This is a genomic window from Bacillus safensis FO-36b (genome assembly GCF_000691165.1).
Classification (GTDB): domain Bacteria; phylum Bacillota; class Bacilli; order Bacillales; family Bacillaceae; genus Bacillus; species Bacillus safensis.
The window spans coordinates 261537-277096 of record NZ_ASJD01000004.1 but is presented as its reverse complement, the minus strand read 5'-3'; the positions used below and the strand labels follow the sequence as shown (position 1 = coordinate 277096).

14 protein-coding genes are annotated in these 15560 nt (G+C 41.7%); 9 read left to right on the top strand and 5 right to left on the bottom strand.

The genetic code is table 11. The annotated features are described in order from the left end of the window. Window positions 1-35 precede the first annotated feature (35 nt). From BA81_RS11800 to BA81_RS11790, 3 genes are read left to right on the top strand one after another with little or no spacing between them, the layout of a single operon-like run. Window positions 36-1655 carry a DHA2 family efflux MFS transporter permease subunit gene (locus BA81_RS11800; RefSeq protein WP_034282298.1) on the top strand — a complete coding sequence of 540 codons (1620 nt, stop codon included), beginning with the start codon at window positions 36-38 and terminating at the stop codon, window positions 1653-1655. 17 nt (window positions 1656-1672) lie between these two features. After that, complete coding sequence (locus tag BA81_RS11795) at window positions 1673-2197, top strand: NAD(P)H-dependent oxidoreductase (protein WP_024425322.1); 525 nt, start codon at window positions 1673-1675, stop codon at window positions 2195-2197. Window positions 2198-2210: 13 nt separating this feature from the next. Then, a complete protein-coding gene (locus BA81_RS11790; protein WP_034282297.1) occupies window positions 2211-2570 on the top strand; it encodes a hypothetical protein in 360 nt (119 codons plus the stop codon). Window positions 2571-2683: 113 nt separating this feature from the next. On the opposite strand, the gene cspB is transcribed toward BA81_RS11790, so the two are convergent. Together cspB and BA81_RS11780 are read right to left on the bottom strand one after the other, a co-directional pair. Further along, window positions 2684-2884, bottom strand: a complete 201-nt coding sequence (gene cspB, locus BA81_RS11785) for a cold shock-like protein CspB (protein ID WP_008349061.1) — start codon at window positions 2882-2884, stop codon at window positions 2684-2686. Between the two features lie 211 nt (window positions 2885-3095). Beyond that, window positions 3096-4187 (bottom strand): GGDEF domain-containing protein, encoded by a 1092-nt coding sequence (locus tag BA81_RS11780; RefSeq protein ID WP_034282296.1) that lies wholly within the window; start codon window positions 4185-4187, stop codon window positions 3096-3098. 238 nt (window positions 4188-4425) lie between these two features. On the opposite strand from BA81_RS11780, the gene BA81_RS19920 reads away from it, so the two are divergent. Beyond that, window positions 4426-4665: a hypothetical protein gene (locus BA81_RS19920; protein WP_227001710.1), complete on the top strand. Its 240-nt coding sequence runs from the start codon at window positions 4426-4428 to the stop codon at window positions 4663-4665. A gap of 34 nt (window positions 4666-4699) precedes the next feature. Here BA81_RS19920 and BA81_RS11770 read toward each other — a convergent pair whose 3' ends face one another. Next, window positions 4700-5098, bottom strand: a complete 399-nt coding sequence (locus tag BA81_RS11770; RefSeq protein WP_024426613.1) for a hypothetical protein — start codon at window positions 5096-5098, stop codon at window positions 4700-4702. Window positions 5099-5249: 151 nt separating this feature from the next. On the opposite strand from BA81_RS11770, the gene BA81_RS11765 reads away from it, so the two are divergent. Both BA81_RS11765 and BA81_RS11760 read left to right on the top strand, forming a co-directional pair. Next, window positions 5250-5756 (top strand): YhcN/YlaJ family sporulation lipoprotein, encoded by a 507-nt coding sequence (locus BA81_RS11765; protein WP_034282294.1) that lies wholly within the window; start codon window positions 5250-5252, stop codon window positions 5754-5756. 156 nt (window positions 5757-5912) lie between these two features. Continuing rightward, complete coding sequence (locus BA81_RS11760; RefSeq protein ID WP_034282333.1) at window positions 5913-6785, top strand: hypothetical protein; 873 nt, start codon at window positions 5913-5915, stop codon at window positions 6783-6785. Window positions 6786-6809: 24 nt separating this feature from the next. Here the strand turns inward: BA81_RS11760 and BA81_RS11755 are convergent, their stop codons facing one another. Further along, a complete protein-coding gene (locus BA81_RS11755) occupies window positions 6810-7454 on the bottom strand; it encodes a spore coat protein (RefSeq protein ID WP_034282292.1) in 645 nt (214 codons plus the stop codon). 144 nt (window positions 7455-7598) lie between these two features. Here BA81_RS11755 and BA81_RS11750 point away from each other — a divergent pair, with 144 nt between their 5' ends. The 3 genes from BA81_RS11750 to BA81_RS11740 all read left to right on the top strand — a co-directional run bounded on the left by BA81_RS11750 (window position 7599) and on the right by BA81_RS11740 (window position 14581). Continuing rightward, a complete protein-coding gene (locus BA81_RS11750; RefSeq protein WP_034282291.1) occupies window positions 7599-10979 on the top strand; it encodes a CheR family methyltransferase in 3381 nt (1126 codons plus the stop codon). Between the two features lie 86 nt (window positions 10980-11065). After that, window positions 11066-13969 (top strand): 5'-nucleotidase C-terminal domain-containing protein, encoded by a 2904-nt coding sequence (locus tag BA81_RS11745; protein WP_034282289.1) that lies wholly within the window; start codon window positions 11066-11068, stop codon window positions 13967-13969. A 45-nt stretch (window positions 13970-14014) separates the two neighbouring features. Next, entirely contained in the window at window positions 14015-14581 is a 567-nt protein-coding gene (locus BA81_RS11740) for a class D sortase (protein ID WP_034282287.1), read from the top strand. Between the two features lie 38 nt (window positions 14582-14619). On the opposite strand, the gene BA81_RS11735 is transcribed toward BA81_RS11740, so the two are convergent. Further along, on the bottom strand, window positions 14620-15528 hold the full coding sequence (locus BA81_RS11735) for an RluA family pseudouridine synthase (protein ID WP_034282286.1): 909 nt from the start codon (window positions 15526-15528) through the stop codon (window positions 14620-14622). Between the last annotated feature and the right edge of the window lie 32 nt (window positions 15529-15560).

Sequence of the window (15560 nt, the reverse complement as noted above, 5' to 3'; positions counted from 1 at the left end):
GATTGATATCAAAATATGAAAGGAGGTTGTCTGAGATGGCAAATCAACCTGCAACGACAAAACAGGGAACAGGCTCCTTGTCTTTACTGATCATTTTAATGGCCGGTTTGTTCGTAGCGATTTTAAACCAAACGCTTTTGAACGTAGCTATGCCCCATTTAATGACAGAATTTAATGTGAGTGCAACGACGATTCAGTGGCTGACAACAGGCTACATGCTTGTCAACGGTGTGCTGATTCCGTTGTCTGCGTTTTTAATCACACGTTTTGGACAGCGCAGCTTATTCCTAGTGGCTATGATCTCGTTTACACTAGGTACATTTATTTGCGGCATTGCGCCAAACTTTTCAACGATGCTTATTGGCCGTTTGATTCAGGCTGTCGGCGGCGGTATCTTACAGCCGCTCGTTATGACAACAATCCTTTTTATTTTCCCTCCGGAAAACAGAGGGAAAGGAATGGGGATTTTTGGTCTTGCGATGATGTTTGCTCCTGCAGTAGGACCAACATTATCTGGTTACATTATTGAACATTATTCTTGGCGTATTATGTTTTATGGACTTGTGCCAATCGGTGCGATTGTCATTATCGCGGCTTTCTTTATGTTTAAAAATATTGTAGAGCCTAAAAAAATCAAGCTGGACAGTCTTGGTGCGATTCTTTCAATCGTCGGTTTTGCTTCCCTTCTATACGGTGTGAGTGAAGCAGGAAGTGATGGTTGGACAGATCCGATCGTCTTATCTACGATTATTATTGGTGCGATTGCGATCATTCTCTTTATTTTCCAACAGTTGAAAGTTGATAATCCGATGCTTGATTTCCGCGTATTTAAATACAGCATTTTCTCATTATCAAGTGTCATTAACATCATTATTACGGTTGCTTTATATACGGGGATGTTCTTACTTCCGATTTATCTGCAAAACCTCGTTGGGTTTACGGCATTGCAATCTGGGCTATTAATGCTTCCAGGGGCACTCGCGATGCTCATTATGTCCCCGATTTCAGGGATCTTGTTTGATAAATTTGGACCTCGTCCGCTTGCCATTGTGGGGATGCTCATTACCGTTGTCACGACGTATGAGTTTACGAGGCTGACCATTGATACTTCCTATAGTCACATTGTGCTCATGTATGCAGTACGCGCATTTGGTATGTCACTCTTGATGATGCCGGTTATGACAGCAGGGATGAACCAATTACCGCAGCACTTAAACAGCCATGGTACAGCGATGTCTAATACATTAAGACAAATTAGTGGTTCCATTGGTACGAGTTTGATCACAACGATTTATACGAATCGGACGACATTCCATTATTCCAATATGGCGGATCAAACAAATACTGCGGACCCGTTCTTTATGAATTCATTCCAGGCGGCTGTATCGAATGTGATGCATCATATGGGCATGACAGCAGAAGCTGCTCAAAAATATGTATCTACCCAGCTCTTTACAAAAGCACAGGTTGATTCAAACGTGATGGGCATCAACGATGCTTACATGTGGGTGACATTATTCTGTGCCGCTGGTGTCATTCTCAGCTTGTTCCTGCGAGATGTTCGTAAGGATAAAAAGCGAAAAGAACAGCAGCATAAGAAACAAGAAATATCACTGCTTCCGGCACCTAAGGAAGCTAACCAAGATGCAAGATAAGTGTGGAGGGACCGTACATGAAAATTTATGTTGTATACGATAGTGAAGGTGACCATACAAAAGCACTTGCAGAAGCGATTGCAGCAGGCGCAGGTGAAACAGAGCAAGCTGAAGTATTCATTGATCACGTGAAAGATGCAGACATTCGCAAACTCGATCAAATGGATGCGATCATTTGGGGCTGCCCTGGTCACTTTGGTACCATTAGTTCTGGGTTAAAGACATGGATTGACCGTCTCGGCTACTTATGGGCAGAAGGAAAACTAATCGATAAAGTCGGTGCTGTTTTCTGTACAACTGCTACAACACACGGCGGTTTAGAAATGACAATGCATAATTTGATTACACCAATGTTCCACCAAGGAATGCTTGTTGTCGGCCTTCCTGGAAATGTTCCAGAGAATGCTTTATACGGCTCTTACTATGGAGCTGGTGTGACATGTCCGATCGATTCAGATGAATTGATTTCGACTGAAGGCATTGAACTTGGAAAAGCACTAGGAAGACGTGTAGCATCAGTCACTGCATCATTTAAGCGATAAGGAGAGGGTTCTTTTGGCGACGATTATTGTAGCATTAGTAGCTGCTGTTCTAGTCATTATTGGATTAGTAGCGTTCAATGTCAGACACGCATCAGCCGATAAGGAAGAGATCAAAGAAGATGTCTCCAATCAGCCTGACGTGCCGCATAGCGAGCCAGAAGCTGTGGCGAGACCTGTAGAGCCTGAAGTTGAAAAAAAAGCGTCAGAGCCTTCTCGAACGGATGATGCTGCGTCTGGCGACGATTTCTATAGACAGGCGCTTCAAAAGTTTAAACAGCCAGAACCACCTGTCAAAGAAGAAGAACCAGAGACAAAAATGAATGATGATATGTATCGTTCTGCTTTGCAGAAGCTAAAGCAGAAGGACAAATAAAAAAGAGAACCTCTCAACAGGTTCTCTTTTTTTATGGCACAAAAAAACCGCCGGCAGAAGCCGGGCGGTTTTCCTTCACTCTATAAAGTGCTAAAAGAGCAGATGCTCTTAAATTACGCTTTGTTAACGTTAGCAGCTTGTGGTCCACGGTTACCTTCAACGATTTCGAAAGAAACTGATTGACCTTCTTCTAAAGTTTTGAAGCCTTCGCCTTGGATAGCAGAGAAGTGAACGAATACATCGTCTTGACCTTCTACTTCGATGAATCCGAAACCTTTTTCAGAGTTGAACCATTTTACTTTACCTTCTAACATGAAATTTCCTCCTAAAGCGATCTTAACGCTTAAATTCACTATTCTTGCTCTTACACAAACTTCAAAGACGAAAACTCTTTCAAAACTTTCTTCTTAAAGATGATACGAACAAAAATAATTACCTTTACTTTACCAGTGTTTGCGGGAAAAAACAACTGTTATACGAAAACTTTTTTAAAAATAATTAGTGCTAACAAATTGAGGAAAATGCCTATGTTAAATGGTCTTTTTTTCTCTCTGAAAAGCTCACTTGATTTCGGCCAGACTCCTTCGCTTTATAGAGCTCCTGGTCAGCTATAATTGGTAATTGCTTGATGTCTGCACTCGTTCCATGAGAATAAGCACATCCAATTGATACCGTAGTGTGAATGGACATACCATTTTTTAAATAAATCGGCTGATCGGCTATTTTTTTTCGTAAGCGTTCTGCAATCTGCCATGTTTTTTCAATTGTACAATTTGGTAGAAGGACAGCGAATTCTTCACCGCCAATCCGACCAATATAATCAGAGCTTCTTGTGTTTTTAATCAGCCTTGTACCGATTTCTTTTAAAACAATATCTCCCTCATGATGCCCATATTGATCATTGATGGTTTTGAAGTAATCGATGTCTAGGTAAATAAGGGACATTTGATGGATAGGCTGCTTCAACTTCTTAGTAAAAGCTTCTCTTAATACCTCATCGAACTTCCGTTTATTTAAAACACCTGTTAAAAAGTCATAATGAGCTTGGAATTTATATAAATTTAACAGCTGATATGCTTTTGTTTGATGTTCAATGACATAAAAGTTAAACAATCCAGCAATATATGAGAAAATCCAATATGTAGAATGCAGCTGAAATGATGTCTCATGCACGATCAAGATGAACAGGCTTGTGGCAACCACATTACCAATCGTAATGGATAACAGCATTTTCACAACATGATTCATATGACGCTCTGCAATCAAAAAAGAAGAGGCTGCGATAAACATCATGGAAAAAATATTGATGGAAGAAGCGATGTTGGCTTCAATTAATAATCGGCCAATGATCACAAAAAAAGCTGCAATCATTGTTTGGGCGATGCCTCCATAAAAGGCCGTTAAAATAAGGGGAATATGTCTTAAATCGATGATCGCTGGTCCTGTTTTAATAGAGAAGAACATTAAAAGGACACCGAGTAACCCAGAAAGCATGCCTTTGCATATTTGCCTGAGCAAGGTATCTTCTTTCTTCAGAAAATTCTCTTTAAACACAAGCATAAATAAATAATGGAAAGTGACAAGAATTGTTAAATTAATAAAGAGGTCTCTTAGCAAAATAGAATCACCTTTTTAAAATTACTAAAATTTGTTGCAAAAGAAAAGGGGAAAAAGGATAATTAATAAAAATTTTAATGATGAGGAATTGAAGAAAATGCGGGGAAAACGCTTTCCAGATCAAACGGACTGGCTTTCTTTTTTTGAAAAAATGCCAGATGCCTGATTTGAAAAAGAAATGCCGGTTGAATATCAAGATTTGACGTTTCGGTTCGAGAATCAGGAGGAGCGATTTGTTGTGAACATGTCGCTTGCTATGCAGGAGTTTACCTTAAAGGTCGTTCGAAAAAAGACCGAATCCGTTTTAGGAATATATGATTTTAAAACAGTCCAGCATGTAGAGATTAAAAAAGATCGGAAGGAAGAAAAGGAGCTGTTGCTGATATTAGAGCATCGTGACGACTTCATCACAACAATCGAAATCACATTTCTACCTTCCTTTTGTCTTATGGTCAAAGAACATTTTTCAGGAGAATAAACAGGAGCCTCTTTTTATGAAGGCTCCTGTTTTATTATTTGTGCTCGATGTCATTGATGACTTGCTGGATCGATTCATCATCCATCACATTCATCACACTTTCATCAATGTGAAGAGATTGCGCATAAGATTCTCTTGGCTGATGAGTTCTTGATGGTGATTGGTGCTGGTTCGTTTGATTTGGCTGGACAGCTGTGAATGCCTGCTTGATCATTTGGCCAACTTCACCTGTTCCTTTTGATTCCTTATGTGAGCGGGACTCATGACGAGATGAATCTTGGTGCTGATGGTTTGCGCCTTTCATCATTGAAGACATATTCATTTGTGTCATGCTTTTCAGTCTTCTTCGTAAAACCGGGGAGAATAATGCAATGATTGCTGTTGATACTGCGATCATTGCGCCAGTGCTCATACCTTTTCTTTTTTTAAACAAACGAATCCCTCCATTTGATCGTGATGATCTTTCATCAAGTTTAGGATGACCAATCACAGCTGAATTATGAATTCATTTTGCGGAAAGAGAGGATATGTGCATAAAAAGCCGGCTGGATGAAAAACCTATGAGCAAAAGGAGGGAATAATTGATGAATAAGAAATGGATGCTATCTTTACTGCTCGTGCCAACATTAATCACCGCTGGGTGTGGAATGAACAACCAAGGCGATGAGCGTAGAGGAACAATGAAAAGGCAGTATGAAAATGTCACATATAAAAATGACAACATGAGACAGGATCAGCCAGATGTTCAAACACCTCAGAAGGTCAAAGTGGCAGATAAGGCGTCAGAGCTTGTAGCCAATATGTCTGAAGTGAAGACAGCAAACGTGCTTGTCACAGGAAAAAATGCATTTGTTGCCGTTGTACTTGAAGGCAATAAAAGCGGTGATGTGACGGACGATCTGAAAAAGAAAATTTCAGACAAAGTCAAATCAACGGATCAACAAATCGACAACGTGTATGTATCTGCTAATCCAGACTTTGTCGATCGTATGCAAGGTTATGGAAAACGTATTAAAAGCGGAGAGCCGATTTCAGGATTTTTCGATGAATTTACTGAAACGGTTAGACGTGTCTTCCCTGAATCAAAATAGCTACGACAAAAGCCGTATGTCATATGCGGCTTTTTTGTTTGGAACCGCACCTCGCGCACCTGACTGCATAAAGTAAAAAATATATCACCTCTTGTTGATCTTTGTTTCTTCATAGAGAGAGAAAGAGGGTTCAGGATGAATTCAGGTGGGGAGCAAATGAAAGCAGGGCCGTCATTGATTCATAAAAAACTTGTAAGCGGGATGATTGCAGCAGGTCTGATTTTTTATGCTTTCACCGCGTACTTGATTTATGTTGCGTTTCAGCTGACAGGACAATATTTGGAGCAGTCTTCTCCTAAAACGGTTATCACGGAGGGACTCAATAAGCAAGTCTATGAACATATTCGAATCTACTATGCAGAGGAAGAGGATGCTTTTGTTGATCTGACCATAGAGGCCATGAAGCAGGCAGAGAAGAGGACAGCGTCAGTGTTTCAATTTGAAGCTGACAGACCTTTAGACGTTATTTATTTTGATGATAAAGAGACGATCGAACAAATCGCTGGTATCAAGCATATTACGGGATTTTACTCCGATCATGATCAAATGATTGGGTTATATCCAGATAAACGGGAAGCATTATTGAAGAAAGAGACACTGCCTTTATACTTTTTCAATACGCTTTTTATTCATGAGTATGCTCATTTTGTTTTCTATGAAAAGGTCCATTCATATGAAGTATCTCCAGGCATTTTTCCGCTTTGGTTTCACGAAGGAACAGCAGAGTGGACGGCCTATGATGTGTTAAATGCTACGTCTGAACGCTTCGATGTAATTCCATTTCAATCTCTTCATTCTGATCAAGACTGGCAGAACTCCCGGGTAACGTATGAGACAGATGTCTATTTACAAAGCTATTATATGATCTATGAGCTGGTGCAGCTTTACGGACGAGACATCATACATGAGATCATGGAGGAAACTGCGAAAACGGGCCAATTTGCTAGCGGTTTTGAACAGGCGACGGGGGAGAGGCTCACAGATTTTGAAGAACAGTTTAAAGTGATGTATCAAAGAAAAAACGGCTGACCAGAGAAGGGGTCAGCCGTTTTTTTAATGAAGCGGTTTTTGTTGATCTGCCTTGCTAGGAGGCATTTGAACCTGCCCCTGAAGCGGTGCAAAAGCTGACGTCATGGCTGTCATATCTTGTTTGGAAAGCTGAGGAACTTGATAGTAGCCATGCTTGTTTTGATACAAGAAAATTTCATATGCCATTTCGATAAAGTTCGGAATCTGCGCAGCAAGCACACGTCTGACAACAGGATTTGTTACTTCTAATGCGGACATGGAAAGTAGCCCAGCGTGTGATTTGACTAGGCTGAGCATATGTCCTGTGATGCCTAAGTCTTTTACATCCTGTAATGACTGATTCGGCTTCTTCGGCTGAGAAGGTTTGATTCCGTATGTCACTTGTGTGTGTTCTTTCATCATATAAGTAGCGGTTTCTTCACTAGGCTTTTGGCCTGTAGAAAAACAATCTACAGTGACATTGTACTGTGATAAAACGAACTGATATTGTCGATCCAGGATGTCGCATAATGCAGGATCTTGAATAAATTGCCGCAGGATCATATATTGATCCAAAATATTAATCGTGCCGGCTAAAATTTCATGTAAATCGAATAACTCATGCCCGCCATGGTTGAGCTCAGGCTGCTGAGCGCTTCCTTGAAACATTGGCTGCTGATCGTTTTGCATTGATATTCCTCCTTCTGTTTATACAATCTGTTTTAATGTGAGGATATTTTCTCGTTTTCATGCAAAAAACATTATTTACAATTAGAGGGTTTTCTTTCTTTTTGTCGAAAAAAAGTATCAGACGAATGAACATGGGGGTACCAGATGCAGGACAAAATCATTAATCGTTTGATAGAAGACGAACATGTGCAGGCACCAGTGATCGGCATCGGTGTTTCGCCGTTTGAACAGCATCATCTTGAGGCTTTTTTTCAATCGTTGCCACATGAATTAAATGCCTCTTTTATTGTTGTGCAAAATCACGTGACAGGCGATTGTATAACAGATTTGGAAGCACTTGTTTTACCGATTGGCTACCGGGCAAAAACGATTAAACATGGTGAGAAAGTCATGAAGAAGACCATCTATTTTTGTCCGCAGCATGCGGCTGTGACGTTAACAGAAGATCATCGGCTTCATGTATCTGAGCAGCTGCCAACAAACAAGGGATGCTCTGTCGACTCGCTTTTTAAGTCACTTGCCAGTGTTCAAAAGGAAGAGGCGTTTGCGATCTTTTTTCAAAAAGGTCATTGTGTGGGGAGTGGATTGCTTCGGTTGGTAGAGCAAGGCGGTACAGCGTTATCGTGCAGTGAGGTAGAGAGTGGTTTTGACAGCATGTATCATCACACATTCAAAAATCCATCCACCCTTGCAGCTTATATGGCCAATATCATCAATGTCCCGCATGCGGATGAGACGGATCCAGCTTTACTAAGAATCATTGAACGTCTCGAAATGTATAAAGGGATTGCCTTTTCAACCTATGAAAAGAAAAGGCTGCTTTCTGTTATTCAAAAACGCATGCGCACTGCAAACGAACCAATGTCATTATTAACAGAGTACGATCGTTTATTAGAAAGAGAACCAGATGAGCTTGACCGCCTGCATGCCCAGCTCCTAAGCGGCACGACTGCTTTCTTTAGAGATATGGAGGCTTTTCGAGTATGTGAACAGAAGGTGATCCCGTCAATCATTGACCATTCGATGAACAACGGGAAATCTCGGTGCCGAATTTGGATTGCGGGATGTTCGACAGGGGAAGAAGCTTATTCTTTTACGATTTTATTTTTAGAAGAAATGAAGCGAAGAGATGTGTCCATTGAACTTCAAGTCTTTGCGACAGATATCAACCGAAAAGCCATTCAAATAGCTAGTAAAGGTCTTTACTCGATAGAGTCTATGGCAAGCATACCGGAAAAATGGCGGGCGCGATATTTCGAAAAAAAAGGTGACGCTTTTATTGTGAAGCAGTCGCTTAGAAAACATATTGTTTTTGCTCCTCACAATTTATTGATTGATTCACCTTTTATCCACCTCGATTTTATCAGTTGCCGAAATGTTCTGATGTACTTTGAGCCAGAAGTACAAAAACGAGTATTATCCCGATTCCAATATGCTTTAAAAGATCAAGGGGTGTTAATCTTAGGGCCAAATGAAACTGTTCCCAATATTCCTCGATTGTTTCAATTGTTCAATGAGAAGTGGAACATTTACACCTATTCAAATGTTCCTGCATCTAGTGTCCCTTGGGTATATGACGCTCGTGATGCCGAGTTAAAAAAGCGAGCTGCACAATATATGGAAGAAGTGGGCGGAGAATATGACGCATGCATGGTGATCAATGATTGTGATAAAATTCTGGCGATGTCAAATGGGGCCTATTCCTTTTTAGACCGTACAGAAGTGTCAGATCAATCATGTGAATATGTCACACCTGATTATTTGAAAGAGATGTTGAGTCAAACCTTTCAAAAGGTATGGACGGACGAGACAGAGGTTGTGTTTCAGCATGTCCTCATTTCGGAAAAAGGAAAAAAGCAGTATGCGGATTTTATTGTAAAGAGTTTTGATCACCGTTTTAAAGGGGTATACGTCATTCTCATTCGAATGAATGAGAGAGGGAAAATCCAAAAGAACAGCAGGGAAAAAGGGATGCCAGATCAGAATTCAGTTTATCAGCAGCGTATTGTCGATTTAGAAATTGAACTCAATGAAATTAAACAAAAAGAGCAGGAGGCAAGGGCTCAATTAAAAGTGAAAAACACGCAAATAGCGGAGCTTGAGAAAAAACATGAACATTTTATTAATATCATAAACAACTTAAGGGTAACAAGGGAAGAACTGTATAGACCTTCTGTTAAGCCTCAGCTTGCGACGTTGTTTGTGGACCGGGACATGAATATTCGCTATTACACTCCTACAGCCGCCTCTTTATTTACTTCAGCACAAATAAGGCAACAGCAATCCTTTCAGGCGATGGCTAAAAAGCTTACACAGGAAACACTCTATCATGACATACAATCGGTTATCTCGGACAGGCGCGTCATCGAACGAGAAATTGAAACGAATGAAGGAGAACAATTTACTGTTCACATCACACCTATCTTTGATCAAGATCATGAGGGAGCGGTGATGACGTGGATTAAAATGACGGAAATGACAAAAATCAAACAGTCACTCCATCTAGCGGTAACAGCACTGGATAACAGCCATATCCATATTGTTGTTGCAACTGAGGAAGGGGTCATTCAATGCGTGAATCAGCGCTTTTGCCAGTTTGTACAGCAGCATGAATATGACCTGATCGGCAAAGATATTTTTTCTGTCTATCATTCGCTGTGTCAATGTGATGATTTAGAAAAGCAATGGGACGTTTGTTTAAAAGAAGGCAGCTGGACTGGTGAGCTGTACTTTCAGGATTTATCAGGCCGTGAACGATGGGAGAGAGTCTCTTTACACCGAATTGATGATCCTGACAAAATGCAGTCAACCGTGATGCGGATTTCTGAGGACATTACCAATCAAAAGCAGTCAGAGAAGATGCTGATGAAGTCCGAGATGCTGTCCGCAGTTGGTCAGCTTGCAGCCGGCATCGCCCATGAGATACGGAACCCGCTGACGTCGTTAAAGGGATTTTTACAGCTGATGATTCAAAGTAAGAAATATCAGAAGGATTATGCAGATGTGATGATGTCTGAATTTAATCGGCTTGAAGCCATTATTAATGAATTCCTTGTGCTCTCTAGAAGCAAATCGGTGAAATTTGAGCCGGTACATGTCAATCTTCTGCTCGAAGAAGTGATCATGGTCGTTGAATCACAGGCGGTTTTAAAAGGCGTGTCTATTCAGAAGAATTTGTCTCCGTCGCTGCCAAACATTCAAGGTATACCAAATGAGCTGAAACAAGTTTTCTTAAACATTCTTAAAAACGGAATTGAAGCGATGGATGGTGTGACAGGTGTCATTCAAGTCACATCCGTATTGGAACATAATCAGATGATGCTGATTTTTGAAGACCAAGGAAAGGGCATACCAGAAGAAGAACTAGGGAAACTGGGTGAACCTTTTTATACAACGAAAGAAAAAGGGACTGGCCTTGGTTTAATGATGACGATTAAAATCATTGAAAGCCATGGCGGCAGCATTCGTTTTGAAAGCAAAAGCTTTGAGGGGACACGAGTGATTATTACGTTTCCAATGAGCTGACAGACATAAGATTTACAAGAAATCCATCTACCATCAATATTTACTTAGTACACTATGAGAGATAAAGCTCGGAAGGGGAGGGTCTAATGAAACGTGTTCGTTCCATTCGAATGATCTGCTGTCTGGTTTTAGTGATCTTTAGTCTGCAATCCTTACTGCCTGGCATGATTACAGCAGAACAAGCCATTGCGTCTGAAAAGAAGGAAACGGTTTGGAACCAAAAGAAGCCAATGAAAATCAAGAAAGCCCGTCTGCTGATCGGAGAAACGGTGACGGTGAGTGGAATTGTGACAGCAGACCAATCGGCTATAGGCAATGGGAAACTGTCAACGTACATTCAAGACAAATCAGCTGGAATCAATATTTATTCAGCACAGCCCAACAACTTCCCAGAACTGAAAAGAGGCATGAAGGTGACAGTAACGGGGAAGATCACGTCTTATAAAGGACTGATTGAAATTGTGCCGGATCGAGTTGCCCTGAAGGTAGATGCTGTCAATCAAACCTTGCCAAAGCCGAAGCGAGTCTCACTGAAACAACTAGAAACGGATCAGGCACATAAACATGAAGGAAAACTTGTGAAGATCAAAGGCTATGTTGAATCAAAGCCAGAGCAGCCGGCTGGCGGTGGATATAATGTCGTGATTATTGATAAAAAATATCACAGCACCATCCTTAGAGTGATGGTGGATACAAGTGCCATTGATGAAGTAAAGACAGGGAAATGGTATGAGTTTACAGGAGTTTTAAGCAGATATGATACGCTGCAGGTGCTTCCAAGACACAAGGGTGATATCAGTCTGCTGAAACGCCAGCCAAAGCCGCCAAAAATCAAGAAAGAATACGAGGCAACGGTTGACCGGGTAGTGGATGGTGATACGATTCATTTAAAGAAGCCTGTGCTTGGTACAACAAAGGTGCGCTTTGTGAATATGGACACGCCGGAAACGTACCATAAGCCAAAAAATGAATTAGATCAAAACCAGCTGCGTTTTGGACAGAAGGCGGCGGACTATTTAAATACGCTGCTTTCAAGCGGAGATAAAGTCACATTAAAGATTGGTCCTGAAGCGAAGGACGACTATGGACGTCTTTTAGCTCAAGTGAAAACCAAAAAAGGGGTCAATACGAATTTAGAGCTTGTGAAAAAAGGATATGCTCCCACGTATTTCATCTGGCCGGTTGGAGATGAAAAGGACTATCAGATGTTCCAAAAAGCGGTCAAAGAGGCGAAAGAAAAAGGGCTGGGCATATGGAACGAAGCGGACCCGCTGCTGGAACAGCCGTTTGAATTTAGAGCACGTGAACAGAAAAAAGGACTGACACGCTACGTCGGTGATTCATCAGCGAAAACGTACGTATCGCCTGACAGCTGGAAAGAAATCGCTGTAGATAAACGCATCTTTTTTGCTTCAAAAGAAGAAGCAGAACAGGCTGGCTATCAGACGGCAGAGGAAGCTGAGGAAGTCCCGTTAACCATTTTAAGCATGAATGATTTACACGGGAAAATTGATCAACAATACGAGCTGGATCTAAAAGGTGATGGCAATAAAGGAACGTATGGACGGATGGATTATGTGGCGGCTTATATGAAACAAAAACAAGCAGCAAACAAAAATACGATCACAGTTCACGCCGGAGATATGATTGGCGGCAGCTCTCCAATATCGTCTCTTCTGCAGGATGAACCAACTGTTGAACTCATGGAGAACATTGGTTTTGATGTTGGCACGGTTGGTAACCATGAATTTGATGAAGGGGTGGACGAGCTATTACGGATCATAAATGGCGGAGATCATCCTAAAGGCACAAAGGGATATGACGGACAGAATTTTCCGCTCGTTTGTGCAAACTGTGAATACAAGGATACAGGTAAACCACTTTTACCTGCTTATGAAATCATGGATGTCGAGGGAATTCCTGTAGCATTTATCGGTGTTGTGACAAAGTCAGCCGCAGGAATGGTGATGCCAGAAGGGATTAAAGACATTCAGTTTACAGATGAAGTCAAAGCCGTTAATGAAGCCGCGAAGGAATTAAAACAAAAAGGGATCAAAGCCATTGCGGTCTTAGCTCATATGACAGCCTCTCAAAATGGAGATACCATCACTGGAGAAAGTGCGAAGCTGGCCAAAGAAGGCGATGATGAAATTGATGTCATCTTTGCAGGGCATAATCACGAAGTGGTAAACGGAGAGGTCAATGGGAAATTAATTGTTCAAGCCTTTGAATATGGGAAGGCCGTTGGCGAAGTCAATGTAACACTTGACCGCAAAACGAAGGATATTGTCAAAAAGAGTGCAAATATCCAGTATGTAGACCAGTCTGGTATTGAAAAGGACAAGGAAGCAGCCGGCATCTTGGCTCATTACGGGAAAGAAGTTGAGCCGATTATTAGTGAGGTAGTTGGAGAAGCTGGTGTCAAAATGGAAGGCGGCTATTCAAATGATGGAGACACGCCGCTCGGTAATTTGATTGCTGATGGTATGAGGTATTCTATGAAAAGTGATTTTGCCATGATGAATGGCGGCGGCATCAGGCAAAACCTTGAAAAAGGGCCGATTACGTGGGGAGATCTGTTTAATATTCAGCCTTTTGGCAACGTCTTAGTTAAACTTGAGATTAAGGGGAAAGACTTGGCTGAGATCATTGAAGCGCAAATTTCTCCTCAATTTGGACCAGATTATAGCATTTCGGGTTTTTCATATTCCTATGATCCGGTAACATATAAAGTAGTCGACTTAAAGCTGCCAGATGGATCAGACGTTGCGCTCGATCAAACGTATACACTCACGGTGAATAACTTTATGGCAACTGCAACTGGCAGTAAGTATGCACCGATAGGAAGGCTGGGGAAAAATCCTGAAACAGGTCCAGAGGATTTAGAAGCCACTGTCGCTTTTGTGAAGAGCTTTGAAGGAGCTTCCATTGTGTATCAAAAAGAGGGACGCATTCAAAAAGCAAAACAAGAAGAAAAAGCAGCAAGCTAAAGAGCGTTTCATCTAAGGAAATGTAACAGGTAAAGGAGTTTAAGCATGAAAAAGTGGCTTGCACTTACTGTGATGACAGCAGGAATTGTCTTGCTCGGCTGGGGAATTTGGCAAATCGCCTCTACACACCTTCAAACAGCACAATCATTAGAAGCCGCGAAGAAAGCGGTAGCGGACGATCAAAGGATGTCAAAGAAGCAGTTTTCTCCTGAAGTGGGGAAAGCCTCTGGCATCCTGACGATTCCGAAATTAAAAGCAGACCTTCCCATTGTCGAAGGGACAGATGCGGATGATCTTGCCAAAGGAGTCGGGCATTACAAAGGCAGTTATTACCCTGATCAAAAGGGACAAATCGTCCTATCTGGCCATCGCGACACGGTATTTCGCCGAACAGGTGAGCTGGATATTGGGGATCAGCTGAAAATCACTGTGCCGTATGGTGAGTTTCTTTATGAAATCACACATACGAAAATCGTGGATCAGCATGATACATCCATTATTACTTTGCAGAATGAAAAGGAAGAGCTCGTGTTAACGACATGCTATCCATTTCATTTCGTGGGCAATGCACCAGAGCGATATATTATTTATGCAAAAAGAGCATCTGTCTAATGAAAAAAGAGCCTGCATTTAATCAGCAGGCTCTTTTTTTAATGAATGATCTCGTCCATGAGCTGAGCCATATCTGGTGGAAGCGGCGCTTCTATGCTCAGTTGCTCACCTGTAAAAGGATGTGTCATGTCTACTTGTTTGGCGTGAAGAGCGCATCTGTTGATATAAGCGCGAGCACCGCCATAAAGTGAATCCCCGGCTAAAGGATGCCCAAGACTGCTAAGATGGACACGAATTTGATGTGTTCTTCCGGTCTCAAGTTGCAGCTTAACCGCTGTCATTTGCAGACGTTTATTAGTGTCCATAACCTGAAAATGAGTCACAGCACTTTGACCAGTAGGAGAGATTCTTCGTCTGACGGCATGATGCTTGTCACGGCCGATCGCTGCATCGATCGTGCCTTTCTTTTTCTTGAAAAGTCCTTCTGCGATAGCGATGTATGTTCTACGGATCGTTTTCTTAGAAAGCATTTGATCAAGCACAGCATGAGCTAACCTGTGTTTAGCAAAAATGACCGTGCCGCTTGTATCTTGGTCAAGCCTGTGGATATGTCTCACTCGCTTTTCCTCGCCATTTGCTTGAAAATGAAAGGCCACAAGGTTTGCCAGTGTGCCCGTTTGTCCCTTTTCATTCGGGTGCGTTGGCCGTCCAGCGGGCTTTTGCACAATCAATAAGTGCTCGTCCTCAAAGAGCACCTCTAATTCACCATATTCTGGCGTCACATCACTCTCTTCCATTTCAAATAAATCGATCAAGATGTGATCGCCTGTACTGACTTTTGCCGCGTGATGGGCAGGCTTTTGATTTAAACGTATTTTTTGATGCTCCATCCAAAAATGGATAATCGGTTTTGAGGCCGATACGGCTGTTTTTAAAAACTGACTAAGTGAAGTGTCATGATGCTGCTCACCTGCTTTTAGTGAGAGCGTGTGCCCGTTAATATTCATAATATCCGTTCCTCTCTTTGGGTATATATAGG